This window comes from Lysinibacillus sp. KCTC 33748, assembly GCF_002237755.1.
Lineage (GTDB): Bacteria > Bacillota > Bacilli > Bacillales_A > Planococcaceae > Lysinibacillus.
In genome coordinates, this window is the sequence record NZ_MWSJ01000003.1 from 283,682 (window position 1) to 308,860 (window position 25,179).

A 25,179-nucleotide genomic window follows, 5' to 3' on the forward strand; every position below is an offset into this window, starting at 1 on the left:
CCGTTATATTACGATAGCGTTCGAAATCATTTTGATTTATTTAACAAATGAGAAATAATAAGGTAAAATAAATTCGAGTGGTTTTGATTTAAGATTCTGAATTTTAAAATATCTACGAAGGGGATAAGTATTTATGATGACTAAATCAGACAGTAGGCAATATCAAATAGGGGTCATAATAATTTTATTCTTGTCTAGCTTTATTGCTCCTGTTATTTTCTTATATCCTGTTCAAGAGTTGTTCTTTAGACCTAAGGAATCCTATTTCTTTGATCCTTTTTTTACAGCCTATATTATATTGATGGTAGTAATGATCATGTTAGCGGTCACGTTATTAGTCAATTTTTTAGTGGAACCTAAAACGAAAAAAAGGATAATTATTCAACGAGGACTCGTGGGAACATCGTTTATAATTGCTGGCGCATTCATATTTTTATGTATTAATAACTATCAATACATTGATACAAAAGGACTTCATATGAATCATCTTTTTAGTTTGCAAGAAGATTATATAAGCTGGGAAGATATTGTGAAGGTTGAACAGACGATTGTAGAAAAGAATGGTGTGAGTGCACCAGAAAAATTGATTTTCTCATTACAAGATGGTTCAACAATTGAACTATCTTTATCAGGAAAGCTATCAAGTGCGAAGCAATTTATTAATAAAGAATTAAGTACATATGGGCTTAGAATTGAAAATAAATATAGTGAAACCTAGAAATTATGAAAAGCTGCCCAAATTGGGTAGCTTTTATGTTTTATAAAGATTTCAAGACCGATAGCAAATTGAATGGGGAGGCTTGGTTAAAATTAGAATACGCCAAAAGTTAGGATGACATTTGTTAAAACTTATTACTTTCTTCATTCTGCAGAATACTCCTACCATTGAACGTGGTTCTCTTTCAATGGGGACCAGACACCAATAGAAATAGAGGAACTCAGTGTAAGAACGTCACGTCCTGTGGCATTACTAAAATGACCGACATCGTGTCGCCCTGTCATGCAGTCCTGGGGACAGTTCAAAATCCGGTCACATCAAGGAAAGCACCCGGTCGGAACGAAAATCAACCTATACTATGCAGAGGACCCTTAAAATTTAAGTGCAAATTATCCAGAAATTAGTTGATAAAAACAATTTCAAATAATTTAAATACTTACGCATAATTAGTTTTTCTTTAATAATGCATAAAAGTATGACATAATTTTCACAGATTAGCGGGAAAAATAACCTTATTCATATTAGTCGAATGAGGTTTAAATTTTGGTGACTAAAACCAAGGTGAATGAAAATTAGAGGTGAAAGAATGGAAAGATTACAGAAGGTTATTGCGTATGCTGGTGTGGCGTCTAGACGTAAGGCAGAACAATTAATTGTAGAAGGTAAAGTAAAAGTGAACGGAGTCGTAGTGCGTGAGTTAGGTACAAAGGTGTCAAACTCAGATACGATAGAAGTAGAAGGCGTGAAGCTTGAGAAAGAGGATAAGGTTTATTACTTGTTATATAAACCACGTGGAACGATATCAGCTGTAACAGACGACAAAGGACGCAAAACTGTCACAGATTTGTTTAAGCATATCCCACAACGAATTTTCCCAGTTGGTCGTCTCGATTATGATACATCTGGCTTGTTGTTATTAACAAATGATGGTGAATTTTCTTATATGCTGACACATCCGAAGTTTAAAATCGACAAAACATATATTGCTCGTGTTAAAGGTGTTCCGACGATTGATGGCTTAAAAAAGCTTCAACGTGGAATCAAACTAGAAGATGGTAAAACAGCTCCAGCAAAAGTAAGTATGACTTCATTTGATGAAAACGCGGGTAAGGCAATTTGTGAAATTACTATTCACGAAGGACGAAATCGTCAAGTACGTCGTATGTTTGAGGCAATAGGTACACCTGTTGTTAAACTTAAACGTGAACGCTTTGCCTTTTTAGATTTATTCGGACTAGCTCCGGGAGAATATCGTGAATTATCAAAGCATGAAGTGAAGCAATTGCGAGTGCTAGCAGAGACAGGACAAATCGGATAATTAGCATTTTCTAAGAGAAAGTGAAATACTTCTATGTGTAATAGTAATGTTTTCACTTTCTTATTAGTGAAATCGTTCATAAATCATTCATAATTATTAGCTAAGCGTTTGTGTTTCCTTTTGCTATAATAGGTGAGAATAGTGCACCTAAATTAGTTTTCATCCTGATGAAATCGGTTCCACAAATTATCAGGTGGTGTTTGACGCGCAAGTGAATGACAAATATAAAAATTGACAAACATAATAAATGGTATAAATTAGACGGTAAAAACTATACATATGAATGTTTGTAGGAAAAGCTTTGCGTCAATAGGGATTATTCTAAGCCGAAATTGATAGGGGGTTTATTAACTTGGAGAAAAAGAAAAAACGTCTCGTCATTCGTACCATTATTTTGGCAGTCTTAGTCTTAGCGATTGGTTATACGGTATACGGAACAGCGACAAAAGATAAAGTAGAGTTAATAGCAGTAGGCTCTAAAGCACCAGACTTCACGTTAGTAGATTTAAACGGTGAGAAACATAAGCTATCTGATTATAAGGGGCAGGGCGTATTTTTGAACTTCTGGGGAACTTGGTGTAAGCCTTGTGAAAAGGAAATGCCTGCAATGGATCGTCAGTATAAAGTTTTTAAAGATCAGGGTGTACAAACATTAGCGGTCAATATTGCCCAAACTGATTTTGAAGTACAGAATTTTGTCGATAGATATGAGTTAACGTTCCCGGTAGTTATTGACAAAACGAAAAGCGTTATGACTGCCTATAATGTAGGTAATTTACCAGCAACTCTCCTTATTGATCCAGATGGTAAAGTAGCCAAAATCATTACTGGTGAAATGACGGAGGCAAAAATTGCTTCGTACATGGAATTAGTGAAGCCAAAATAAGGAGTAATGACTATGGAAAACATCATTTGTGCTTGTGGTCATAGTAACCCATATGGCACGAAGCTTTGTGAGAAATGTGGTCGTCCTTTAACTGAGGAAGGTAAACAGACAAAAGTTGTTGATATGCGTTACGATGGAACGGCAATTCGTTCAAAAACGTATAATACAACATTTGTTGACAAAATTTGGAATTTCTTCTCGAGTGTAAAAGTGGGGATTGCCCTCATTATTATAACGTTGGTCGCAGCGTCAATCGGAACAATTCTACCGCAAGCGATATATGTTAATGCCCCGGAGCCTAGTAAAGCAGAGTATTATGAAAAAGTGTATGGTGTATTAGGCAAACTCTATAATAATTTAGGACTTTCTCATTTATACAACACTTGGTGGTTCCAAATTTTAGTAGGTATGCTTGCGATATCGATTATTGTTGCGAGTTTAGACCGAGGGTTACCTTTGCATAAGTCTTTAAAAAATCAACGCGTTAAACGTCATGAAAGTTTCATGAAACGTCAACGGATCATTGCGGAAGGGCAAGTGCCAAACGCTGATGAAACGCTTGATAAAGTTGAGCAAAAAATGTCCGAATTAAAATACCGTGTTCGTCGTGATGGAAGTGCACTGCTAGCAGAGCGCGGTCGCTTCGCTCGATATGGCCCATACATAAATCATGTCGGTCTCATTATTTTTTTAACAGGTGTTATGTTGCGCTTAGTACCTGGTTTTTATGTGGATGAGACGATTTGGATCCGTGAAGGTGAAACACGAGCTATACCAGGTATGGATGGGTATTTTATTAAAAATAATAAATTTATTTTGGAAACCCATGGCGAAAAGCAACAAGGCGGGGAAGCGAGCCAAGGTGTAAATGTTATGGCGAAGAACTATCAAACGGATATAACATTATACAAACAACCTGAGGGAGCTCTTCCAGGAGATTCAGACAACCTTGAAAAATTGAGAGATTATTCAATTCGTGTTAATCATCCGTTAAAAGAAAACGGTTTTGCGTTGTATCAAATGAATTATCGTCTTAATGAATTGAGACAGATGAATTTTAATTTAGTGAATAAAGCTTCTGAAGAATCACAAGGTCAAATTGAAATTGATTTAACGAATCCTAAAAAACAATATGATTTAGGAGATGGTTCCTCAGTACAAATTCTTGTTTATACACCAGATTTTGATGGTTTTGAAAATGGGGAGCCACAGACAAAAACATCAATACCAAATAATCCGGCATTTTTATTTAGAATGACAACACCAGAAACGCCAGAAGGTGAAGTAAGCTTTGTAGAAATCAGAAAGCCACCACTTGAACCACTTGGTGAAAACAAATATAGAATGAAATTCGCAGGAGCAGAGATGCGTAATTCATCAAACTTTACAATTCGTAAAGATAGTACGATACCAATTTTATTTGTTGGTGGTGTTATTTTCATGATTGGTGTAGTAATTGGCTCATATTGGAATCATAGACGTTTATGGTTACAGGTGGATCCGGATGGTCGAGTGTTGATGGCTGCTCATGTGAATAAAAATATGTTTAGTATGAAAAAGGATTTAGATTCAGTCACTACGTTTGCTGGTCTACCACCATATAGAGATCAGTTGGATAAGCCTGAAGATGACAACAAATCCGCAAAGCCAGGCACTAAAGAAAAGGAAGGTGACAACACCTTATGAGTTTGATTGACATAAGTGGAAACCTATTATTTGTAGCATTCATAGCCTACCTAGTTGCAACTTTATTGTTTGGTGGTTCGATAAAGCAATCGAATGCAACTGGGAAAAATACCGATAAATGGGGCAAAGTGGCAATTATTGTCACAATTATTGGTTTACTTTCGCAGCTTGGTTATTTTATTACTCGTTGGGTTTATTCAGGACATGCACCTGTTAGTAATATGTTTGAATTTACGACTGCGTTCGGAATGTTCATTGTTGGGGCATTCGTATTGATTTATTTTATTTATCGAGTGACAGCTCTAGGATTAGTAGCATTGCCTGTGGCGATTTTAATAATTGCCTATGCGTCGATGTTTCCGAGTGAAGTTAGTCCTTTAGTGCCGTCTTTACAAAGTTACTGGTTAACAATTCATGTTATTACAGCTGCTTTAGGTCAATCAATTTTAGCGATTAGTGCGGTAGCAGGACTAATTTATTTATTAAAAGTAGTTGATTTAAAGAAGCCTTCTAAACAACGTTTCTGGTTAGAAGCGGTAATGTTCTTCCTTGTGGTAGTCGTTGGTTTCGTAGTTGCTACATCAGTATTTAATATGATGGATTACGATTCAACATATACTTATTTAGATAAAGAAGGAAATGAACGTCAAATTGACTACAACATGCCGCCACTATTTGGTATGAATGAATATAAGGCAGTGGAAGAACATGGTATGTCTCCGTTAGTAGAAATGCCTGCGCTCATTAATGCGAAGAAATTAACTACAGTTGTTTGGTCATTATTGGTAGGGTCTATTATATACTTATTAATTCGATTAATTGCAAGACGTCGAATTAGTGCGATTTTCCAACCTTTTGTCAAACGAGTAAATTTACAATTAGTTGATGAAATTGGTTATCGTTCAGTAATAATTGGCTTCCCAGTATTTACGTTAGGAGCTCTAATCTTTGCAATGATTTGGGCACAACTTGCGTGGAGTCGTTTCTGGGGATGGGATCCGAAGGAAGTGTGGGCACTTATTACATGGTTATTCTATGCAGCATTCCTACACTTACGTTTATCAAAAGGCTGGGAAGGTGAAAAATCTGCATGGTTAGCATTAATTGGTTTTGGAATAATCTTATTTAACTTAATTGCTGTTAATTTGATTCTTGCAGGTTTACACTCATACGCTTCAGCTTAAATTGTTTAACTTGAGCAAATAAATTTTTAACGTCGCTAGTATTAGAAAGAAGAGCCTTCTTGCTGTGGCAAGAAGGCTTTCTTTTCTTTTCAATATGTGTCGTACGATGTACAATAGAAGGTAGAGAAAGATTAGAAGAGAGGGATCGTGAAAGTGTCAGAAAATATTTCAGTATTAGTAGTAGATGACGAGGACCGTATTCGACGCTTATTAAAAATGTATTTAGAGCGAGAAGGATACCTTGTTGACGAAGCAGAAAATGGTGAACAAGCGATCGAAAAATCTTTAGAAAAAGAGTATCACTGTATTTTACTTGATATTATGATGCCTGAAAAAGATGGGCTTGAAGTTTGTGCGGAAATCCGTGAACGAGCAGCAACACCAATTATTTTATTAACTGCAAAAGGCGAGGAAGCGAATCGTGTACAAGGCTTTGAGCTTGGCGCAGATGATTATATTGTAAAACCGTTTAGTCCTCGTGAAGTTGTGTTACGTGTGAAGGCTATATTACGCCGTTCACAAGCATTCTCACCTTCGACAAATGCTTCTTCTTCAAAAGATTTAGTTGTGTTTCAACATTTAATGATTGATCATGATGCACACCGTGTAACAGCAGAAGGCATTGAAGTAAATTTAACACCTAAAGAGTATGAATTACTTTATTTCTTAGCAAAATCACCAGACAAAGTATTTGACCGTGAACAATTACTAAAAGAAGTTTGGCATTATGATTTCTTTGGTGACTTACGTACAGTTGACACACATGTAAAACGTTTACGTGAAAAGCTCAACCGTGTTTCAGAAAACGCTGCAAAGATGATTGTTACTGTATGGGGCGTTGGCTACAAATTTGAGGTTGTCAATGAATAGAATATGGAATAGTGTTGTCGGGAAGCTATGGGTAACCATATTGCTTCTCGTTTCATTTGTATTATTTGTTTTCACGATTTTAATGCTTGAGTTTCTTCAAAATTACCATATGCAACAAGCGGAAAGCTCCTTGCGTCAAACTGCTGCAACGATTGCAAGTATAGTGGATGATAATGAAACAGCAAAATCGACTTCTGAATTATTAAAAGATATTTTACCTGAAAGTACAAATGCACTTATTGCTATTAATCATGATAGAGTCTCTTTTGCAATGCAGGAAGGTGTCAATAAAAAAGAAATTCAGGATATGATTTTAGCCAATAAATCGTTTCATGAAGTTTTTCAATCAGATAAACCAATTATAAAGGAAATGATGATGCCGTCTTCCGCAGACGAAGAAAAAATGGAATCTTATGTTGTGCTAGGTTTCCCGCTAAATGTAGAAAATACAGTCCACGGGGCTGTCTTTATTTATCAAAGTCCAGATGCATTGCATAAAACATCGAAAGAGACGACGAAAATTGTCTTTTTATCTGCTTTCATTGCCTTTGTGCTGACAACATTTTTTGCGTTTTTCCTTTCATCACGTATTACGTCACCATTACGTAAAATGCGTGAGTTAGCGTTTGAAATTTCTAAAGGGAATTTTGAAGCGAAGATGCCGACTACGCAAAATGATGAAATAGGCCAGCTTGCAGTTGCCTTCAATCAAATGGGACGTCAATTGAAACATAATCTAGAAGTGATCAATCAAGAAAATGAACAGCTTTCAAATATTTTAACATCGATGACAGATGCAGTTATAACGTTTAATCGTGATCGTACAATATTATTAAGTAATCCACCAGCGGACCGTTTAATGCAAAAATGGTTCGTCAATAAAGGCTCACAAAGTGCAAAGCCAATTCCCCCAGAGCTTTACCATATGCTTGATCATGTACTGATGTTTGAGGATAAGCTTGAAGAAGAAATTGAGATGGATGGAAATTACTATACGTTTACGATTAGCCCTCTTTATAGTGAGGAATCGATACGTGGAGCGGTCGCAGTTATTCGTGATATGACTGAGCAGCATCGCTTAGAAAAACTGCGTTCAGACTTTATTGCCAATGTGTCTCATGAGCTACGGACGCCGATTTCGATGCTCCAAGGGTATTCAGAGGCATTAATGGATGATGATTTTATTCAAGATCAAGAAGAACGAAATGAGATTACAAAAATTATTTATGATGAATCGAAGCGTATGGGACGCCTCGTGACAGATTTATTAGACCTTGCTCGTATGGAATCGGGGCATATGACGCTTTACAAAGATGAGCTTCCGGTTAATTCAACATTTGAACGTATTACACAAAAATTTGCACAAGTTGCAAAAGAGAAACATGTTCGACTAATATTTGACAGTGAGTTTAATGACGATGTTACGATTAGTATAGATGAGGATCGGATTGAACAAGTATTAACGAATTTAGTCGATAATGCTCTTCGTCATACAGCTGAAGGATCAGTAACCGTGAAGGTTGAGCAAGAGCCGACCTTTGCCAAAATATCTGTCCAGGATACAGGACATGGTATTCCACAAGAGGACCTGCCATATGTTTTTGAACGTTTCTATAAAGCAGATAAAGCACGTACGCGTTCTAAAGGTGGAACTGGCCTAGGATTAGCTATTGCTAGAAATATAGTCAAGGCGCATTCAGGCAATATTATGGTAGATAGTGTGCTAAAAGAGGGGACTACCTTCACGTTTTATTTACCATTCGATTAAAAGCATCGCTATTAACTGCTTACAGCAAATGAATGAGGATTTAAGTTACTTTTCAGCAGGTGCAAAAACATACGCTGTAATAGAGAACTCAGTGTAAGTACGCCACTTCCTGTGGCAATTTATCTGTGCGAAAGCGAAGCGACAGCAACAAAAGTTTTCTGTGCGACAGCAACACACGACTGAGTGATACATCACGTTAGCCCAAAGCCAATTTCTGACCAATTATGCCTAGGTATCATTGAGAAATTGGTGTTAATTGGATGTAACTTCTGTGAACGTTTAAACGACAAATATAAATAGAACGGGGGTGGAGTGCTTTGAATGACTCCGTGTTCCATCGATTATACGATGCATATCATCAAGACGTGTTCCAGTTTCTTATTTATTTAGTAAAAAACCGTACACTTGCTGAGGATTTAGCACATGAGGTTTATGTTCGCGTATTGCGCTCATATGATAAATTCGCAGGCAATAGCAGCGAAAAAACATGGCTTTTTGCTATTGCTAAAAATGTTGCTATTGATCATTTTAGAAAGCAGGCTGTACGCCAAAAACATTCACTTGATTTTTTTGATTGGGAAACGGAACAGCTGCATTCAACCACACCATTACCCGAAGACGTGCTGCAGGCGAATGATGAATTTATGGAAGTTCAATCAGCACTTGAACACTGTACAGGTGACCAAAAAATGGTCATTATTATGCGCTACTTTCAAGAGTTATCGATTGCAGAAACAGCACAAATATTAGATTGGACAGAAGCGAAGGTAAAAACCACGCAACATCGCGCCATAAAATTTTTAAAGCAACAGCTACAACAGGTTAGAGAACGGGAGGCGAAACGGTAATGACAGGTAATCCATTCGATGATGACCAACTGGAACATATATTGAATAATGCCCCTAAGCTTTTTGACCGCCGTTCGAAAGAAGAAATATTAAATCGATTATTGGCAGATGCTCGCTTGCAGGATTCTGTCCATCTTCAAGCTATACAACAACCAATTGATGATGAAATAACATCACAAGAGCAAGACAATACGGAACAGACAATAAAGAAGGAAGGTCGTAAATGGCCAATCTTTATGAGTGTTGCAGCTGTCTTCGCTTTAACAGTACTTACAGGCTCTATGTTCATGAATAATCATGATACAAAAATGGATCAGGCCAATGCTCCTGAAACTTCTCAATATTCAACAATGCAGGAAGATCGTGCAGCAAAAAGCTCTATGCATGATAATATTATGGAGTCTAACATAGTAGCAGAACAATCGCGGATCATGTCTCTGCGATCATCTGTATATGAAGATGATTTAACAGATGCAGTAGCATTCCATATTGGTTTGGCAAATCGTGATAAGGAAAGTGTACCGATGACGTATATTATTCCAAATGAACGAGTGGCTACTGATTTCGGGAAGAAAAAGCCTACAACATTACAAATGTATGAAAAGTATGCGCCACAAATTGATGAGGAAGCAAATGGTTTTACTAATTACCATCCGTATAAAGGAGAATTGAAGGAGAAGGGCGATCAACTGGTTCATGTATTGCCGAAGCAAAATGATTATGATGTTGCTGCTAAAGATTCTGGAGAATATGTAGGGACTATACAGGATACATTTTCAGACTCGGAGTATAAAGATATTGAATATGAAAATCTTAATGGTGCAGAATCCGAGCTTTCCAATGAAGAAGAGACTAGTAATTCTATGGCATTAACGAGCTCAAACCATTTTAATTATTATTTATATAAAGATGAAAATGGAGTTGAATATTTATCACCCGATTCTCGTAAAACTTTTTCCACTGTAACAGAAGCTCTTATTGATATGCGAGCTAAAAAAGATAATGCATACGTTCCAGTCATACCGGAAAATATAATATACACTGTAAAAGAGGTAGCAGAAGGCGTTATTGTTACATTTGACGTGCCGCTTGATTTAACGACAATGGACGTGATTCGTGCAACCCAATTAATTGAAGCAATGATGCTAACTGCTGCAAGCTTTGATCAACAAGTACGTCTAGACAATGTTGTACAGGAGAGTTGGGAAGGATTTGATTTGAAAAATTTCTTGCCAAAACCTGTAGGAGCCAATAAACGATATATGCCATAAATTGTGAAACAACAAATAAATGAACGCAATTTTATAAGTAAATTTTTTGGAGCATTCTCGCTGCTGTACGTGCGTGAATGCTCTTGTTAGTGTAGAGGTAGCAAGACATCAAAGATTAGGGGAAGGTCAATGGCTGGTAAAAGCCCGATTGGCGAAGAATAATAATCAATCGGGATGAAGTAAACACTTATCTTTTAAAGATGGGGCTATTGCGGGTATTTGTAAAACATACAAGTTTAATCGGAATTTTTTAAGCAAAGTTATTTACTTTTCCTTCAAAATTCATTATAGTAAGGCTATGAAACAAAAAAATATTGATTCATCTTCGGGGCAGGGTGAAAATCCCGACCGGCGGTAATAGAGTTGTAAATCGCTAATGTCTTTCATTAGCTCGAATAATTTACTAAAAACTCTTTAGCCCGCGACCTGTGCAAATTTTTTTTGCATGGCTGACTTGGTGTAATTCCAAGGCCGACAGTTAAAGTCTGGATGGGAGAAGATGGAGGTACGATCGTCATTCATTGTTATGAATTTAGCTATGTGCGAGCGTTTTTTCGTTGTGGATTTACGCAGCGTAAACTCAACAATAGTTAATTAATGGCGTTTCTTTAATCATGCCTATTCTCCCTTATGCTTATTTTGCATAAGGGTTTTTTCATAATAAGAATTGATGAGGTCGTAACCTTTCTTCTTGCGAGATTGAATCAGCAAAGAGGAGAGAGTTTACTATGAAGAAAAATGTTAAACTTCAATCGTTTATTACGATTGGCATGCTGAGCAGTATTTCGTTTTTGTTAATGCTTTTTAATTTCCCTATTCCGCCATTTCCAGCATTTTTGGAAGTAGACTTCAGTGATATGCCAGCATTGCTTGCGGCGATCACTATGGGACCTGTAGCAGGTATTTTAGTAGAATTCTTTAAAAATGTGTTGGATTGGATATTCTCAGGTACGCCAACAGGAGTACCGGTAGGCCATATCGCGAACTTTGTAACAGGTATTTTATTTATTTTACCAGTTAGCTTTATTTTTAATCGTTTCAAAACAGTTAAAGGTCTTGTTGGAGGTTTAGCGGCTGGAACAATCATAATGGCAGTAGGAATGAGCATTCTTAACTATGCAGTATTTTTACCTATGTACACTTACTTTTTAGGTATGGAGCCTGTCGTAGGCGATTCACTATATAAAATGATCGTAGCTGGTATTTTGCCATTTAACATTATTAAGGGTATTTTAATAACGTTCATCATGGCATTACTATTTACAACAATGCGCAAATGGATTTATCAACAGCGCTCTATGTATATGAGTTAATTTCGTGAAAAAAGTATGATTTAGGATAGTGTTCAAGTAATGACACCTTATTGGACTGTTAAAGTCTAGGAGGTGTCTTTTTTGTTGCTTAAATTTGCAATTGCAGATTTTTTAGATGAGAAAGAGTTACAGAATTTAAGCAAGAATACATTAGATGGATATAGAATATTTTTTCGTGAATTCAAACGCTGGTCGACTGAAAACGAGGTATTAGATGCTTCAGATGTCACACATGCCCATATTAAAAGTTACTTATTATATTGTAAAAATGAACGAGGGAATAATCCAACTACGATTAATGTTAAACTAAAAAATCTCAATACCTTTTTACCACTTATTGGATAACGAGTATATTAAATCTAATCCATGCGAAAAAGTAAAACGCCAAGAAACTGACTATCGTATCGAAGTATTCACAGATTCACATATTCGACAAATGCTTTCCTATTACAGGAGGTTGAGAAGAAAGGATCATGAATACACGGCATACAGAAATCACACTATCATTATTTTGTTGCTCGGTACTGGCATTAGAGTTGGAGAATTAAGGGGGATTAAGTGGTCAGATATTGGCGAACAACATTTTCAGTTATATATATTTGGGGAAAAATAGAAAGTAGGAAACAGTGCTACTAACAGACAAGGTTATTGATGGGTTAAACGAGTTAAAGGTTTTTTGTACTCGCTACTTTAAAGATGTTAGATTGTCGGCTCATACGTTTCGTCATACGTTTGCTCATCGGTTTTTAGTTAATGGCGGAGACGTATTCACGTTACAAAAGATTCTCAGACATTCATCATTAAATATGTCTCAAAAGTATCTCGCATTGTGGGGATCGGCTTTAAAAGAACAGAATGACAAATACAATCCATTAAATAATTTAGACATTTAGGAAGGATAAACCATATGAAGACAATTCTTCATGAAAATTTAAATGGTATGCGTAAAATTACAGCACAATACAATCCTGAATTTAAATCAGAATCTTTTGAGGAAAATGCGGTGCTACATGATGGTAGGCAATTTAATGTCAGTGGTCTCACATTGAGAAAAGAAGATGTACAAGCCATGCTTCAATATTTTGAGGAATTAGAGAAATAAGCAATAAAATAGAGGGTTAGCATTCTGGAAGGTCTGAGTAGCTATGGCTACGCAGGATACATCACACATTGTAATTGTTGCTGAGTTTCTCATAACAGTAGAATAGGCATTTACGATATTTGCAGAAGGTGAATATAAGGATTACACCAACTATCGGGGCAGAAGTAGATTAGTAGATGTATTGTTCGAGAGAGCGAATTTAAACAAGGGGCAAACGATACGGATACAATGATATACGGATTCATGAAATTAGCTGAATGTCTTGTCTTGTTCCTTTAAGTCATATTTGATTTATTGAGAACTAGGCAAGGCATTTTTGCATTGAGCCGTTTCGACTCGACCACCTTCATGATAGGGGGGCGTAGACAGTTGTCTACTCAAGATAGATGCTTGGTGTAAATATTTATTAGAGAATATCAATGCTCATGCCATTAGGAGAGCATACGCAAAGAATTTGCTAAATAAAGGTGCAAGTATAGCTCTTATTAGTAAAGCTCTTGGGTATAGTGATTTAGCTGTTACTATTTATCATAATTTATAGCGTTATAAGACAAATTAGAGTTTGTAGAAAAATAAAAAGAACAAGTCTAAAAAGAGCTTGTTCAAATAGTTCATATGTTAAATATAATTACCGAATATTGGATTTGATTTCCTCTGTTTCAACAATATAAACCATCACCGCTATTTTAGTTTTCATCCTTCACTGTGCTACGATACCCTATCCTACCGCTTCACAGGAGACGGTGAATAATTCTCCGACCTCCCATCCCGACAAATAATCATTAGAAGTTACTCCCTTCACGTCATACATAGTCATTGGCAATTCTCCCATTTCTGTTTATTTCCGTAGAAGATATCAAGATCATCAAATGAAGCTCTGAAGATATTTAAATTAGAGTCATTCACCTCCAGCGTACCTTGAATGAATCCTAGCATGTCTTCTGAGACGTTAGAAGCGTCCTCAGCCCATTCGTTCACCACTTTGTATACTTCTTTGTCGTAAGCCGTTGAGCGGGTCATAAGGAAAGATGTACCTAAGTTTTTGGTGATGCCGTTAAAAGCGTTGATTGCGTTATCGAAATTTAGTGATCCACCTTCATTAAGTGCCACACGTTTAAACGCTAGGTAATTCGCATACATTTCGTCTAAAGTGATTGCGTTTTCAGGTGACAGACAAGATTTTTCAGTAGCAGGCTCGTGGATCATCTCAACCGCTTCTACCTCTTCGGATTCTACCACCTTAGCAATTTCACCTTTCGAGCTCAAACTTTCTTGCTTAATCTTTGTAGGAAAACTATCGGTAGAAAAGAGATACCATATAGCTATGATACCCATCACTATAATAGATGTTAAAATTGCAATTATTACTTTGTAAACGTTATTCTTTTTCATTGTTCAATAACCTCCAAATTATGCCCTGGAATATAACCAAGTTTTGTTTCTCCTCCACCACGTTCTTTACTAACCATAAATCTCTCGCCGTTTTCGAATCCATTTAAGTGCTATGAGATGTTACTTTTCAACACGACCGGGCTACCGACAACCCAACCAGTCATGTATATAAGTTGAGTGACTCTACTACGTTCATACTCTAAATTAAGATGAATGTTATTTAGTCTTGGAAACTTGTTAGGGTACCATCTGTAAAGTAAAGATATTGACCTTGTCCATATACCCATTGTTCATGAATACTATATTCAGTAACTGTTCTGTTGATCGTTTCGGGTTGTCCCCATAACGAAGCCTCAACTTCTTCTTTTGTCATACCTATATGTGGATTCTTTCCTTTTGCTTCTTCAACTAATTTTTTCTTTAATGCTTTTTCGACTTCTACTTTTACCGATAGTTCACTATAGTCTTTTGCTTTAAAGTAGGCATCTTTTGCATCATTATACTTCCAATCTATGTAATCGAAACCTTCTCTGTCTTTAAATATGCCCGTTATTAGAGAACCCTCTTCATGTGGCAAGTAAATAGCGTTACTGATCTCCGTTGATAAAATACCACTATAACCAAAATCTACACTATCCATTAATTTTGCTGTTTTTAAAGACATAAGTTCATCGGATTTTAAAAAGGTGATGTAACTTTTTACTGCTTCTATATCTATATTGGGTTCTAAGGTACTTTCATTTAGCATTTTTTCGACTTTGTCTGTTTCTCCTGCTTTTATTAATTCCTCAATTTCCTTTCCTGTCACAACTGTTTCAATAACTTTTGCAGTTGCTTCTTCTGGTTTGTCCTTAGTTTCACTAGTTGAACTACATGCACCTAAAACTAATAAAGAAACAAATACCAAAAATAATGTCAGTCTTTTCATTGAATTACCTCCACTAATAATATTAAACCAAGTGATATTTTACCATAATAGGAAGTGTTGTGTAGGTAAAAAATATGTTTCCTGCTTTTTTAGGTAGTCCACATGACGCATAAGATTCCAATTGGTACTAATGAAAGAATGGTCAAATTTTAAATGGATTGTTATCATGTACTGCGCGAGCGGGTCTTAATGATGATTAAGGAATCAGCAGAAAACGCTGATATAACAATCTAAGGAGGTTATGAAAATGGATTATAAAAAAATCTTTGAATTAAAGCCTTGAAATAATCTTTAACTTTATTTCGCCTGTAAATTTAGTCATAAAAAAACTACACCTCCAATTGTTAGATGTTGTGTCTATCAATTGGGGTGCAGTTCAATAATTTAGATGAGACCTCGAGCCAATAAGCGCTCGAGGTTTTTTATATTGGATAGATAGAATGCTGGATATGCTGGATATTATTGTGCGAAAGTAACAAATAGAAATAATCTAGTCTAGATTACTATTATCATGTAAAATAAGGAAGAGTTTAGAATGTTAGAGGAGTTTGAAGAGATGAGTGAAAACAAGAGTCAGTGGTCTAGTAAACTAGGCTTTATTTTAGCATCAGCGGGAGCTGCAATCGGGCTAGGGGCAATATGGAAGTTGCCGTATGTTACTGGACAAAGTGGTGGGGGAGCATTTTTCCTTATTTTTGTTCTATTTACATTGTTGATTGGTTTACCGATGTTACTATCAGAGTATATTTTAGGTCGTGGTACACAGTCTGAGGCTGTGACTGCATATAAAAAAATTACACCGACGAAAACAGGCTGGGCTTGGGTTGGTCGTATGGGTGTACTAGGTTGTTTTTTATTATTAACTTTTTACAGTGTTGTGGGAGGTTGGATTTTTATATATAGTGGCCTAGGTGTGACTGGGGCTGTTATTGATCCTGCAAATGATCCTAGTAAACTATTTGGGGAAATTGTAGGGACACCTTGGATTACACTACTAGGTTTAGGATTGTTTACGCTAGTAAATGTACTAGTCATTTCACTTGGTGTGCAAAATGGTATAGAGAAGGCCAATAAGTGGATGATGCCTTTATTATTTATTATGTTTATTGTCCTTGTTGTGCGGGCTTTAACATTAGATGGGGCAATGGAAGGAGTTAAATTCTTCCTGTGGCCTGACTTTTCCAATATGACTAGTAAGGCTATATTAGAAGCGTTGGGGCAGTCCTTCTTTGGCTTAGCGGTAGGGTTTTCTTGTCTTGTGACGTACAGCTCATATTTAAAGAAGGATGTAAGCTTACCGAATTCTGCGGGCTCTGTTGTTCTTCTCACGGTGCTTGTATCGTTTTTTGCAGGATTAGCCATTTTCCCTGTTGTATTTGCTTTTGATTTAGAACCAGCATCTGGTCCAGGCTTGTTATTTATGGTTCTGCCAACAGCATTTAGTCAAATGCCATTTGGTGAACTATTTTTAGCGATGTTTTTATTATTATTTTTATTCGCAACGCTAACTTCTTCCTTCAGTTTATATGAAATTATCGTAGCGGCATTTATAGAGAAAGGGCGTATGTCTCGTTCTGCGTTGACAATGCTACTAGGTGTAGTAGTCTTTATTGCGGCGATTCCTGCAGCGCTTTCATCAAGTACATTAGCGGATGTATCAATCTTTGGAAAAACAATTTTTGATGCAACTGACTTTTTAGTTTCTAATTTAATGCTTCCGATGGGTAACTTATTGATTGCTATCTTTATAGCATATGTAGTTGATAAAGAATTTGTGAAGAAGGAATTATTAATAGGAAGCAAATTGGGGCAAGGGTTCTATTCAACTTATCGTCTATTGATGCTAGTGGTAGTACCTTTGGTGATTATTGTTGTGTTTGTAAATATGCTATTGCAATACTAATGGTAGTAGGTTGTGTTCCGTTAAGGAATGCAACCTACTTTTTTGTTGGTGTAACAATTAAATACTTATTGCTGTCGCTTACGCTTTCGCGCAGGAAAAAGATGTGTTGCTGTCGGGGGCTGTAGTAAGAGAGAATGACTCTATTTATCTGAAAAAAAGATAAGTATATTCGAGAAATTGCATGTGATAAAACCTTACATAGATATTGTGTTTTTTATTCTTATGATGTATTTTAAAAGCAGTTGTAAAAGAAATGTGTAAATTAAAATAACATTGGAGTGGTGGAGAATGAAACATTATACAAAAGAAGATATTAAACGTCGTGTTAAGGAAGAAAATGTGAAATTTATTCGCCTACAATTTACTGATATATTAGGAACGATCAAAAACGTTGAAGTACCGGCTAGTCAATTAGAAAAAGCGTTGGACAATAAAATTATGTTTGATGGCTCATCGATTGAAGGATTTGTACGTATTGAAGAATCAGATATGTACTTGTGTCCTGACCGTGATACATTCGTCATTTTTCCGTGGACTGCCGAGAAAGGCAAAGTGGCCCGTGTCATTTGTGATATTGTTAGACCGGATGGTACACCGTTTGAAGGTGACCCACGTTCCAATCTGAAGAAGGTTTTAAAGGAGATGGAGGAGTTAGGCTTTAGCTCATTTAATTTAGGACCAGAGCCGGAGTTTTTCTTATTTAAGCTAGATGAAAAAGGGCATCCAACGCTTGAGTTAAATGATAGTGGCGGTTATTTCGATTTAGCCCCAACTGACTTAGGGGAGAACTGTCGACGTGATATCGTATTAGAGCTAGAAGAAATGGGCTTTGAAATTGAGGCATCTCATCATGAGGTTGCACCTGGTCAACATGAAATCGACTTTAAATATGCCAATGCTATCGAAGCATGTGATAATATTCAAACGTTTAAGCTTGTTGTAAAAACGATAGCTGCACAGCATGGACTGCACGCAACCTTTATGCCAAAGCCACTATTTGGTGTTAACGGATCGGGAATGCACTTCAACTTATCCTTATTTGAAGGGGATAAAAATGCGTTTTATGATGAAAAAGCAGAACTGCAATTAAGCGAAACAGCACGTAGCTTTATGGCAGGAATACTAAAACATGTACATGGTTTTACTGCTGTCACAAACCCACTTGTTAATTCCTATAAACGATTAGTGCCTGGCTATGAGGCTCCTTGCTATGTGGCATGGTCTGCACAAAATCGTTCACCACTTATTCGAATTCCAGCTGCAAGAGGATTATCAACACGTATCGAGCTTCGTTCTGTCGATCCAGCAGCAAATCCTTATTTAGCAATGGCTGTTATTTTAGCAGCTGGGCTCGATGGAATTCGTAAAAATCTCACACCGCCAGATGCTGTAGATCGAAATATTTATAAAATGTCACGAGCTGAACGTGAATTGAATGGTATCGATAGTCTCCCAGCTTCATTGGAATACGCACTCCTTGAGCTAGAAATGGATCATATCGTACGCGAAGCACTTGGAGACCATATCTTTGAAAAATTCACGGCTGCTAAAGAAATAGAATGGAATAAATACCGCACACGTGTCCATAACTGGGAGCGGGAAGAATATTTAAGAATGTATTAGACGGGGAGTGTTGGGGCTTTGGGGCTCCGACACTTTTTTTGATCCAAAATGCGAGGAATTGAGTGTTAAAGAAGAAGGCTATCCCTAATCTTCATTGATAGGGATAGCTATTTTTAGTTAGGTAGTTCACTTTGGATAATTAATTTGCGTTTTTCATCTGATAAATCCTGGTTAATAATATATATATTATTTTCTGCAGAAAACCCATATATGTAAGGAGTTTCGAATTTCTCAATTTCTACCAGTGAATTATTTTTCACATGAAATAATTTTCTACAATATTCATCATTATTATAAGAAAAGAACACTTGATTATTAAAATCTGTGTAAAGAGTATTTACAATTAACACTTCCGAAACAACTTCTTGAGTATGATTTGTCGAAGCGTCATAAAAAATCAGCTTACCTTCACCAGTTGAAGATTTAGTAGGGTCGTCAAACGTTAGGTAAACCCATTGTTGATCACTAAGTAGTCTTGCCGAACCAATAAATTCATATGAACTTTTAAATTCTTTTATTTCTTTACTTTTAATATCATACAAATAGAGGTATCCAAAATAACCCTTTTCATCAGTGAATAATATTTTTCCGTCTTTCGCAGACAAATTCATATTCCTGTTTGTATAGCTATTTAAATCATATATACTTATTGTTTCGTCTGTTTTGAGATTCTTAAGCATAACTTGCGCTTTTTCATCTTTTCTGTCCTTTTGAATCCATGCTACATAGTCTCCAATTAGTATTGGAAAATCATTAGTAACATTTTCTTCATTTTCTTTTGTCAATGGTTGAATTTCTTGCGTCTTTAAATCCATAAAATATGGATTCAAATATCCTCCGTGTTCATCGGTATCAACCCACAATAACCAAGTATCATTTAATTCAACCCCTTGAACTGAGGGCATTTTGAATTTACTGTTAAAAATGGTTGTGTATTTCTGGGTCTTTCGATTATATTGATATAAATATAGTCAGCATTACCCTTATATGAGTTAATATTAGTAAAAGGTACGTCTACTGTTTTATTAAAATCTTTATCGATTATTTGGTAATAATTTGAACTTTGGGGTTTGATCAAAGCTCTATTTGACTGTACACCATTATATACGGCTTTAGAAACAATAAATAGAAATATAGCTGCACATGATAGTATTATTGTTCTCTCTATTATTTTCAATTGAATCTCTCCATTTTTAAATTGATTAAGAGCAGATCTCTCTTTCTATGAAAGGGTTGAATTTTTGGTAGCTAGTTATGTAACATCTACTAAAGCTCGATAACTTGTCCTGTTTTAAAAGATTATAATTTTTCTTTTAAAACGGTTTTGAGAATGTTAAATCCTTTTGTTCCAGTACAATGGCAAGAATAAATACAGTCAATCTTTATCCCATTTAATGTATTACCAATTGAAATTATTTCTTCTCTGGTCTTTCCTAAAGTGTTAACTATGGGGAGATCAATTTAATGAAATCCCCCAATAATTGCGTTGATATTCTGATTTGGAAATTTTTGGTTATAGTTTTAGTTATGTTTACAATTCCATGATGACTACAACCGCTAAATAGTACTAACCCATTTTCGTTTTCAATCACTAACACGATTTCGTGATTAAAATCATCTAATTCCTTCTTATCCCCTTTATATAGATTTTTCGTATATTCATCCGAGGGCTCTAAATGAATAATATGAATTCCTTATGTAAGTTCTATATCATCGTAAATAAACTCCATGCGATTATCGTAATCCTGTAAAGCTTATGGGAGCATATTTATTTACTTCATTCAAATAACTTAACCCACCAATATGATCAGAATGCCCATGTGAAATAATTACTGCATTTGCTTTGTTTAAATCGATACCTAATGCTTGTGCATTTTTTATATAAGAGTGATCTGGGCCTAAAGCAAAAATTATGTTCATTTGTTCGGTTTCTATAAACAATGATAAGGTTAATTTTTATCTAACTTCGAATTTTCGAGGATAGCTGTAATTTTCAAAAAAAACCTACTTTCTAATGAAGATTAATCATGAATGCTAGACATAGTATATTGGTGTAACTCTTTAATTTAACTTTGATAAATGGAGAACATTCCAAGATGTTTTGCTTTATTTTACCACATAAAAGTTGTTTTACCTTTATTTATCAAAAAGGGTGTAGCCTTATTGTTTATGCCCTACTCTTACTACGAAAATATTTTTTTGTGACAAATACTTCCTTTTAATCTATGATTAAAAGAAAAGGGGGAAAATGTATGACACAAGCAACTCAAGTAGTATCGATTCAAAATAATGATATTGTGCAATTTGAACATGATATTAATAACGCTTTATTAGATTTAAACGATTATTTAATAGTTGATATTAAATATAATACGTTATATATAGGGGAGCATAATGTTATACATTCAGCTTTAATTATTTATAAATAATTGATTCAAAGAGGGGGATATAACATGTCAAAAATATATTGGGTATCCATTGCTAAAAGAACAGATGAATTTGAAGTGAAACAGAGTGTCGTTGAAAAAATATTTGCGAAGAAATCGGAGCTTAAAGATTTTCTAGAAAAAGAAGGCTATTGTAAGGCAGCGAGAAATCAATATCTTAAAATCGAGGACGAATTGATATATGAAGCGGCTGTTGAAAAGGTAAAGATGAAATAATATTTTAAATGTTTACCCGCGGGTGACAGGGAACTACCCGCGGAAAAAAGGTAAATATCCGCGATTGAGAAAATGCCAAGTAGCCTAAAATTTATTGTCTATAAGTATCTTCCTACTATTATCAATCCTATATCATGACAATTTCATTTTTTGAAATAATGATAAAAGAAATTGCCTATCTTCAGGGAAGGATAATGTTAAATTGAGTATTTCTTCTTTTGATTTCCACGCAATTTCATAAATTAATTCATCAGGATCATGAATCATCATTTGTCCACCAGTAATAGTCGTCTCAAAATAACGAACTTCCACTGCATCATTATTTTTATGTAACACTTCTCCGACGATGTCTACTACATATCCTGTTTCTTCATACACTTCACGAATACAACACCTCTCAAAATTTTCATTAGCTTCTTTTCCTCCCGATGGTACTGCCCATGTCTTTTCTTCTTCTTTCGTACCTTGCAAAACCATTAATAATTGATTGTCTTCGTTTAAACAAATTCCTGCAGCCCCTTGCCATTTAAGCAATATCAAAACCTCCGATCTATTTATGCTGTTTAATAATAATTTTAACGTATTATGGTTATTTATTGGGTGTTGAAGCTGACATTTATTTAAAGTGTATGTCATGTGAAAAAGTTGATTGTAGTGGAGGCTCATCGAACGCCCCCAGGAAAGCGCTCAGCGGGAACGGGAATCAACCCCACGCTATGGTGGGAGATAAGCCAATAAAAATAAAGCTTTCATTTTAACCAGTCCAAAGTTAGCATAAAAAGACAGGAATAACTAATTTTGATGTTTTATGCTATAAGCAAGGAGTGAGGGCACATGAGTTGGATTGAGTCGATTCAAAAAGCAATTAATTACATCGAGGAGCATTTATTAGATGACATCACAATGGAACAAATCGCACGAGAGGTAAATTCTTCGATTTTTCATTTTCAACGGACTTTCTCGATTTTAACGGATATGTCTATTGCAGATTATATTAGACGGAGAAGGTTAACATTAGCTGCACAGGAGTTAATAAATACAGAACAGAAAGTAATCGATCTCGCCTACAAATATGGCTACGACTCTCCTGAAGCTTTCACAAAGGCATTTCGTAAGCAGCATCAGGTAACGCCTAGTGAAGCAAGAAAGAAGCAAGGACAACTACAATCATACAATCGCCTGGTTATCCAGGTGAGCCTGAAGGGAGCAGAACCAATGAAGTATAAAATCGTAGAAAAAGAAAAGTTTCAAGTGGTCGGAGTAAAAAGAACGTATAATTGTCAAAATGGTGAGAATACGAGAGAAATCCCTAAATTTTGGGATGAGATTAACAGCAAGGGGTTGGATCATCAATTATTTTCATTAAATAATGGAGAAATTAAAGGGGTGCTTGGCGTCTGTGCACCAAATGCCAGCGAACAAAAAAATGGTTTTATTGATTATTGGATTGCAACGGATCATATTGGGGATGTTCCAGAAGAACTGAAAGCCATGGAAGTTCCAGCTTCAAAATGGGTTGTGTTTGAAGTACATGGCCCTATGCCGGATGCTATGCAAAATACTTGGAAACAAATTTACTCTGAGTGGTTCCCGTCCAACCCGTACAAGCCTGCCGGGACAGCTGAGCTGGAAGTGTACTCGGACGAAGATCCATTTAGTCCTGACCTTTATTCTGAAATTTGGATTCCGATTAAGTAACAGAAATGAAAGTAGCCAAGAATGTTCATAGATAACATTCTTGGCTTTTATTTTTTACATTAATTTATTTTCTGAAAGAGTAAACATTAATGTCATAAAAAGATTCTTTTGATTCTTCATATTCTTGAAATGTTCCTTCAAACGTAAAATTCAATTTCTCTACTACTTTTATAGAATTACTATTACCAGGCTCTATTTTGGCTTCAATTTTAGTTATGTTTAAAGTGGTGAAAGCATAATCCATCAAAGCGGAAATACACTCTGGCGCATAGCCCTTTCCCCAATAAGCTTTAGCGATATCATAGCCAATTTCTGCTGTAGCGCTCTCTTCGTCAAAAGAATTGAATCCACAAGAACCGATAATCTCATTGGATTCCTTCTCAATAATTGTTAAGCGAATAGCTTTGTGCTCCTCAGCCAATTGATCAAAAAGCTCAATCATCTCCTTCGCTTGCTCTTCGTGAGCAAAATTGGTGATATTCATAAATTTAGTAACTTCTGGGTCTGACCAAATGTTAAATAAACTATGTGCATCAGCCATCTGCATTTTTCGTAAATATAATCTTTTTGTGTTCATTTGTTCTATCAATACTTTTACCTCCAAGTTTTTCATTAAGTTTGGATGAAAAATATTGCTATCTGCGCATAATTCAGTCCCTTCAAATTTCGTGTATCTATTATACAATAATTGTAGTAATTGTTAAAATATTATACTGTATGAAGAGTTACAAAAGAATAGGGGGAATGATAATGATTAAAGTTACAGCAGAGAATTATTCGATTATCAAAGAAACAATAGAAAGGGCGCCAACATTTGTCTACAGTATTCTAGATCAAGTAATAGAAGGTGCAGTCTATGCCGACAATGAAAGTCTTCATTCACTACTGTTTCAAACCAAATCCGGAATATACTACGTTTATGGTGATTCATCCAGCGAGCAAGTTATAAATAAACTCGCGGCTTTACTACAAGAATCGATTGAGGAAAGTAAACGTTTCACATTATTCAGTTATTCAGATGAATGGAGCGCAAAAATTGAGCAACGATTAAATGATTATGTGAATAAATTAGAAAGGTACAATTTTAGCTTCGATATAAATGCTTATAACAATAGAGAGAAACGAGAGTCGCTTGACTATGAATGCATTAAAATCAAGCAACCTCAAATTGACCATAGTTTAGAATTTGACAATCAATATTATGAGGACTACTGGGATTCTACCGATAATTTTCTAGAAAAAGGCTTTGGTTTTTGCCTTCAGCATGAAAATAAGATCATTAGCGAAGCAGTTTCTATTTTTAGATCTCATCAATTTGCAGAGATTGATATAATAACTGATGCCAATTATAGAGGAAAAGGGTTAGCAAGCTTTATTGCGGAAAAATTTATTGATGATTGCCTTTTAAATGATTTACAGCCTTGTTGGGATTGTGATATTGATAACAATGGATCGTATCATTTAGGCGTTAAGTTAGGCTTTACTAATCCAATAAAATATCCAGTTTTTTATAAAAAAACAATAGATAAGCTCACGATGTAAAAATAACATCGTGAGCTTTCTGTATGGCTTAAAAGAACCGATTGCGGATATCGAAGATATTGTAAAACAATCTAGCATCTCTAGCCATTTTATTATTAGCATTCATTTGAGGTCGTAAGCAATTTTGGAACATTTCATCGCAATATCTTGATCTACCATATCGATCATAACATTCGTCGTGTAATTTGCAGCATGAATCTACAGCATTGGTAGGTCTACCTGGTCCTGAACACCCTGGTCCGCAGTATTTATAGCCAGGGTAGCAAAAACCAAATTTGCGTTGTCTGTACATCGTCTATTCTCCTTTTTAAAAGAAATAATTGTTACTATAAAATATGAAATTTTCGCTTTTAGAAAGGGATTAAAAACTAATGTAAGTGAAAAAAGGCATTAACTTATGAGAAAAATCTATAAATGTAAGGTTCCTGTAAGCTTTTAAAAAAACTACTGTAAGGATGGAAAGCTA

At 35.6% G+C, this 25,179-nt stretch carries 27 protein-coding genes, 1 pseudogene and 1 riboswitch; of the genes and pseudogenes, 20 read left to right on the plus strand and 8 right to left on the minus strand.

Annotation, left to right across the window (positions count from 1 at the left end):
* The first annotated feature begins 133 nt into the window (after positions 1-133).
* The 14 genes and pseudogenes from B1B04_RS07135 to B1B04_RS07195 form a co-directional block, all read left to right on the plus strand.
* Complete coding sequence (locus B1B04_RS07135) at positions 134-718, plus strand: hypothetical protein (protein ID WP_240518229.1); 585 nt, start codon at positions 134-136, stop codon at positions 716-718.
* A gap of 586 nt (positions 719-1,304) precedes the next feature.
* The gene (locus B1B04_RS07140) at positions 1,305-2,036 is read left to right on the plus strand and encodes a pseudouridine synthase (protein WP_079560737.1); all 732 of its coding nucleotides are present in this window, start codon (positions 1,305-1,307) and stop codon (positions 2,034-2,036) included.
* A gap of 352 nt (positions 2,037-2,388) precedes the next feature.
* Positions 2,389-2,922, plus strand: coding sequence for a thiol-disulfide oxidoreductase ResA (gene resA, locus B1B04_RS07145; protein WP_079560739.1), 534 nt, complete (start codon positions 2,389-2,391; stop codon positions 2,920-2,922).
* A gap of 12 nt (positions 2,923-2,934) precedes the next feature.
* Entirely contained in the window at positions 2,935-4,608 is a 1,674-nt protein-coding gene (resB, locus tag B1B04_RS07150) for a cytochrome c biogenesis protein ResB (protein ID WP_079560742.1), read from the plus strand.
* A complete protein-coding gene (gene ccsB, locus B1B04_RS07155; protein WP_079560743.1) occupies positions 4,605-5,792 on the plus strand; it encodes a c-type cytochrome biogenesis protein CcsB in 1,188 nt (395 codons plus the stop codon). The genes resB and ccsB overlap by 4 nt, the downstream gene beginning before the upstream one ends.
* 153 nt (positions 5,793-5,945) lie before the next feature.
* The gene (locus B1B04_RS07160) at positions 5,946-6,662 is read left to right on the plus strand and encodes a response regulator transcription factor (RefSeq protein WP_049668637.1); all 717 of its coding nucleotides are present in this window, start codon (positions 5,946-5,948) and stop codon (positions 6,660-6,662) included.
* Positions 6,655-8,430, plus strand: coding sequence for an ATP-binding protein (locus tag B1B04_RS07165; protein ID WP_079560745.1), 1,776 nt, complete (start codon positions 6,655-6,657; stop codon positions 8,428-8,430). Before B1B04_RS07160 ends, B1B04_RS07165 begins: the two co-directional genes overlap by 8 nt.
* Positions 8,431-8,747: 317 nt before the next feature.
* Positions 8,748-9,278 carry an RNA polymerase sigma factor SigX gene (sigX, locus tag B1B04_RS07170; protein ID WP_079560748.1) on the plus strand — a complete coding sequence of 177 codons (531 nt, stop codon included), beginning with the start codon at positions 8,748-8,750 and terminating at the stop codon, positions 9,276-9,278.
* Complete coding sequence (locus tag B1B04_RS07175; RefSeq protein ID WP_079560750.1) at positions 9,278-10,549, plus strand: RNA polymerase subunit sigma; 1,272 nt, start codon at positions 9,278-9,280, stop codon at positions 10,547-10,549. Before sigX ends, B1B04_RS07175 begins: the two co-directional genes overlap by 1 nt.
* A gap of 317 nt (positions 10,550-10,866) precedes the next feature.
* A riboswitch (FMN riboswitch) is annotated at positions 10,867-11,054 on the plus strand.
* A gap of 223 nt (positions 11,055-11,277) precedes the next feature.
* Positions 11,278-11,862 (plus strand): ECF transporter S component, encoded by a 585-nt coding sequence (locus tag B1B04_RS07180; protein WP_079560753.1) that lies wholly within the window; start codon positions 11,278-11,280, stop codon positions 11,860-11,862.
* A gap of 81 nt (positions 11,863-11,943) precedes the next feature.
* Positions 11,944-12,207, plus strand: coding sequence for a phage integrase N-terminal SAM-like domain-containing protein (locus B1B04_RS26090; RefSeq protein WP_240518230.1), 264 nt, complete (start codon positions 11,944-11,946; stop codon positions 12,205-12,207).
* A gap of 281 nt (positions 12,208-12,488) precedes the next feature.
* Positions 12,489-12,755, plus strand: a complete 267-nt coding sequence (locus B1B04_RS26095; protein WP_240518231.1) for a tyrosine-type recombinase/integrase — start codon at positions 12,489-12,491, stop codon at positions 12,753-12,755.
* Between the two features lie 14 nt (positions 12,756-12,769).
* Complete coding sequence (locus tag B1B04_RS07190) at positions 12,770-12,964, plus strand: hypothetical protein (protein ID WP_079560756.1); 195 nt, start codon at positions 12,770-12,772, stop codon at positions 12,962-12,964.
* Positions 12,965-13,361: 397 nt separating this feature from the next.
* A pseudogene (locus tag B1B04_RS07195) lies at positions 13,362-13,505 on the plus strand (tyrosine-type recombinase/integrase); the annotation flags it as partial.
* A 272-nt stretch (positions 13,506-13,777) separates the two neighbouring features.
* On the opposite strand, the gene B1B04_RS07200 reads toward B1B04_RS07195, so the two are convergent.
* Both B1B04_RS07200 and B1B04_RS07205 read right to left on the minus strand, forming a co-directional pair.
* A complete protein-coding gene (locus B1B04_RS07200) occupies positions 13,778-14,356 on the minus strand; it encodes a hypothetical protein (protein ID WP_079560761.1) in 579 nt (192 codons plus the stop codon).
* A gap of 220 nt (positions 14,357-14,576) precedes the next feature.
* Positions 14,577-15,284, minus strand: a complete 708-nt coding sequence (locus B1B04_RS07205; protein WP_079560764.1) for a hypothetical protein — start codon at positions 15,282-15,284, stop codon at positions 14,577-14,579.
* Between the two features lie 556 nt (positions 15,285-15,840).
* Here B1B04_RS07205 and B1B04_RS07210 point away from each other — a divergent pair.
* Together B1B04_RS07210 and glnA are read left to right on the plus strand one after the other, a co-directional pair.
* Positions 15,841-17,187, plus strand: coding sequence for a sodium-dependent transporter (locus B1B04_RS07210; RefSeq protein ID WP_240518232.1), 1,347 nt, complete (start codon positions 15,841-15,843; stop codon positions 17,185-17,187).
* Positions 17,188-17,475: 288 nt separating this feature from the next.
* On the plus strand, positions 17,476-18,810 hold the full coding sequence (gene glnA, locus B1B04_RS07215; protein ID WP_079560767.1) for a type I glutamate--ammonia ligase: 1,335 nt from the start codon (positions 17,476-17,478) through the stop codon (positions 18,808-18,810).
* A 113-nt stretch (positions 18,811-18,923) separates the two neighbouring features.
* Here glnA and B1B04_RS07220 read toward each other — a convergent pair whose 3' ends face one another.
* From B1B04_RS07220 to B1B04_RS07230, 3 genes are all read right to left on the minus strand, one after another.
* Positions 18,924-19,715 carry a TolB-like translocation protein gene (locus B1B04_RS07220; RefSeq protein ID WP_139376948.1) on the minus strand — a complete coding sequence of 264 codons (792 nt, stop codon included), beginning with the start codon at positions 19,713-19,715 and terminating at the stop codon, positions 18,924-18,926.
* Complete coding sequence (locus B1B04_RS25910) at positions 19,688-19,987, minus strand: hypothetical protein (RefSeq protein ID WP_079560771.1); 300 nt, start codon at positions 19,985-19,987, stop codon at positions 19,688-19,690. The genes B1B04_RS07220 and B1B04_RS25910 overlap by 28 nt, the downstream gene beginning before the upstream one ends.
* A 557-nt stretch (positions 19,988-20,544) precedes the next feature.
* The gene (locus B1B04_RS07230; RefSeq protein ID WP_276207743.1) at positions 20,545-20,751 is read right to left on the minus strand and encodes an MBL fold metallo-hydrolase; all 207 of its coding nucleotides are present in this window, start codon (positions 20,749-20,751) and stop codon (positions 20,545-20,547) included.
* 311 nt (positions 20,752-21,062) lie between these two features.
* Between B1B04_RS07230 and B1B04_RS25335 the strand changes: the two genes are divergently transcribed.
* A complete protein-coding gene (locus tag B1B04_RS25335; RefSeq protein ID WP_139376949.1) occupies positions 21,063-21,239 on the plus strand; it encodes a sporulation protein Cse60 in 177 nt (58 codons plus the stop codon).
* A 24-nt stretch (positions 21,240-21,263) separates the two neighbouring features.
* Positions 21,264-21,473, plus strand: coding sequence for a hypothetical protein (locus B1B04_RS07235; RefSeq protein ID WP_079560775.1), 210 nt, complete (start codon positions 21,264-21,266; stop codon positions 21,471-21,473).
* A gap of 132 nt (positions 21,474-21,605) precedes the next feature.
* Here the strand turns inward: B1B04_RS07235 and B1B04_RS07240 are convergent, their stop codons facing one another.
* Entirely contained in the window at positions 21,606-22,007 is a 402-nt protein-coding gene (locus B1B04_RS07240; RefSeq protein WP_170938918.1) for an NUDIX hydrolase, read from the minus strand.
* A 300-nt stretch (positions 22,008-22,307) separates the two neighbouring features.
* Between B1B04_RS07240 and B1B04_RS07245 the strand changes: the two genes are divergently transcribed.
* Complete coding sequence (locus B1B04_RS07245) at positions 22,308-23,171, plus strand: AraC family transcriptional regulator (RefSeq protein ID WP_079560777.1); 864 nt, start codon at positions 22,308-22,310, stop codon at positions 23,169-23,171.
* Positions 23,172-23,235: 64 nt separating this feature from the next.
* Here B1B04_RS07245 and B1B04_RS07250 read toward each other — a convergent pair whose 3' ends face one another.
* On the minus strand, positions 23,236-23,760 hold the full coding sequence (locus B1B04_RS07250; RefSeq protein WP_079560780.1) for a GNAT family N-acetyltransferase: 525 nt from the start codon (positions 23,758-23,760) through the stop codon (positions 23,236-23,238).
* 161 nt (positions 23,761-23,921) lie between these two features.
* Between B1B04_RS07250 and B1B04_RS07255 the strand changes: the two genes are divergently transcribed.
* On the plus strand, positions 23,922-24,713 hold the full coding sequence (locus B1B04_RS07255) for a GNAT family N-acetyltransferase (protein WP_079560782.1): 792 nt from the start codon (positions 23,922-23,924) through the stop codon (positions 24,711-24,713).
* A 28-nt stretch (positions 24,714-24,741) separates the two neighbouring features.
* Here the strand turns inward: B1B04_RS07255 and B1B04_RS07260 are convergent, their stop codons facing one another.
* A complete protein-coding gene (locus B1B04_RS07260) occupies positions 24,742-25,005 on the minus strand; it encodes a Parvovirus coat protein VP1-like protein (RefSeq protein WP_079560785.1) in 264 nt (87 codons plus the stop codon).
* Positions 25,006-25,179 lie beyond the last annotated feature (174 nt).

Excerpts from the sequence above, each read along its gene's own strand:
- B1B04_RS07205 (WP_079560764.1), bottom strand. The coding sequence starts at position 15,284 with ATGAAAAGACTGACATTATTTTTGGTATTTGTTTCTTTATTAGTTTTA.
- B1B04_RS07180 (WP_079560753.1), top strand. The coding sequence starts at position 11,278 with ATGAAGAAAAATGTTAAACTTCAATCGTTTATTACGATTGGCATGCTG.
- B1B04_RS25335 (WP_139376949.1), top strand. The coding sequence starts at position 21,063 with ATGACACAAGCAACTCAAGTAGTATCGATTCAAAATAATGATATTGTG.
- B1B04_RS07255 (WP_079560782.1), top strand. The coding sequence starts at position 23,922 with ATGATTAAAGTTACAGCAGAGAATTATTCGATTATCAAAGAAACAATA.
- B1B04_RS07260 (WP_079560785.1), bottom strand. The coding sequence starts at position 25,005 with ATGTACAGACAACGCAAATTTGGTTTTTGCTACCCTGGCTATAAATAC.
- B1B04_RS07190 (WP_079560756.1), top strand. The coding sequence starts at position 12,770 with ATGAAGACAATTCTTCATGAAAATTTAAATGGTATGCGTAAAATTACA.
- B1B04_RS07140 (WP_079560737.1), top strand. The coding sequence starts at position 1,305 with ATGGAAAGATTACAGAAGGTTATTGCGTATGCTGGTGTGGCGTCTAGA.
- B1B04_RS07165 (WP_079560745.1), top strand. The coding sequence starts at position 6,655 with ATGAATAGAATATGGAATAGTGTTGTCGGGAAGCTATGGGTAACCATA.
- B1B04_RS07200 (WP_079560761.1), bottom strand. The coding sequence starts at position 14,356 with ATGAAAAAGAATAACGTTTACAAAGTAATAATTGCAATTTTAACATCT.
- B1B04_RS07220 (WP_139376948.1), bottom strand. The coding sequence starts at position 19,715 with ATGCCCTCAGTTCAAGGGGTTGAATTAAATGATACTTGGTTATTGTGG.
- B1B04_RS07210 (WP_240518232.1), top strand. The coding sequence starts at position 15,841 with ATGAGTGAAAACAAGAGTCAGTGGTCTAGTAAACTAGGCTTTATTTTA.
- glnA (WP_079560767.1), top strand. The coding sequence starts at position 17,476 with ATGAAACATTATACAAAAGAAGATATTAAACGTCGTGTTAAGGAAGAA.
- resB (WP_079560742.1), top strand. The coding sequence starts at position 2,935 with ATGGAAAACATCATTTGTGCTTGTGGTCATAGTAACCCATATGGCACG.
- B1B04_RS07175 (WP_079560750.1), top strand. The coding sequence starts at position 9,278 with ATGACAGGTAATCCATTCGATGATGACCAACTGGAACATATATTGAAT.
- B1B04_RS07235 (WP_079560775.1), top strand. The coding sequence starts at position 21,264 with ATGTCAAAAATATATTGGGTATCCATTGCTAAAAGAACAGATGAATTT.
- B1B04_RS07135 (WP_240518229.1), top strand. The coding sequence starts at position 134 with ATGATGACTAAATCAGACAGTAGGCAATATCAAATAGGGGTCATAATA.
- B1B04_RS07245 (WP_079560777.1), top strand. The coding sequence starts at position 22,308 with ATGAGTTGGATTGAGTCGATTCAAAAAGCAATTAATTACATCGAGGAG.
- ccsB (WP_079560743.1), top strand. The coding sequence starts at position 4,605 with ATGAGTTTGATTGACATAAGTGGAAACCTATTATTTGTAGCATTCATA.